General features: G+C 54.6%; 1 protein-coding gene. It reads left to right on the top strand.

The window, feature by feature from the left end; translation table 11 throughout:
* Positions 1-845, top strand: an 845-nt coding sequence (locus Q5Y71_RS16990; RefSeq protein ID WP_306043257.1) for an IS3 family transposase, incomplete at both ends; no start/stop codon positions are given.

Below are 845 nucleotides of genomic sequence, written 5' to 3'. Positions count from 1 at the left end.
CTCCCTCTGAGCCGCCAGTGCAAGCTGGCTGAGACGTCGAGGGCCACGGTGTATCGGCAGCGGCATACGGTCAAGCGAGAGTCCGATGCCGGCGATCTACTGTTATGTCGGTTGATTGACGAGAAGTACACGAGACACCCGTTCTACGGTAGCCGTCGTATGGTGGACTTTCTGTGTAAGCAGGGCCATGCCGTTAACCGAAAGCGTGTACAGCGGCTAATGCGCCAGCTTGGGTTGGCGGGGATGGCGCCAGGACCAGCGACAAGCAGTAAGCACCCAAAGCACAAGATCTATCCTTACCTACTGCGGGGTGTGGAGATAACCAGCCCCAATCAGGTTTGGAGTATCGACTTGACCTATGTCCGCCTGGAAGGTGGATTTGCCTACTTGGTGGCGATCATCGATTGGTACAGTCGCAAGGTGCTGTCCTGGCGGATCAGCAACAGCATGGATACCGTATTCTGCGTTGACTGCCTGGAGGATGCCTTGCGGGAATACGGCAAGCCGGAGATTTTCAACAGCGATCAAGGCTCTCAGTTCACCAGTCATGCTTTTACGGATGTGCTGAAGCGTGAGGGTGTGTTGATCAGCATGGATGGCCGTGGTCGAGCACTGGACAACATCTTTGTTGAGCGACTGTGGCGGAGTGTGAAGTACGAGGATATATACCTGAAGGGCTACGCGACCATGGGGGAGTTGACTATTGGGTTGACACAGTACTTCTCATTCTACAATACAGAGCGACCCCATCAGTCACTGAGCTATAAAACGCCTAACAAGGTCTACGCCAGTGGCGAAGGCGGCGGCACGCTGATTGTTGATAGGTTTGGTGGATCAAGGGGAAA

Source organism: Microbulbifer sp. 2205BS26-8, from assembly GCF_030731025.1.
Lineage (GTDB): Bacteria > Pseudomonadota > Gammaproteobacteria > Pseudomonadales > Cellvibrionaceae > Microbulbifer > Microbulbifer spongiae.
The sequence above is the reverse complement of the archived record's forward strand: the minus strand, read 5'-3'. Positions and strand labels throughout refer to the sequence as shown.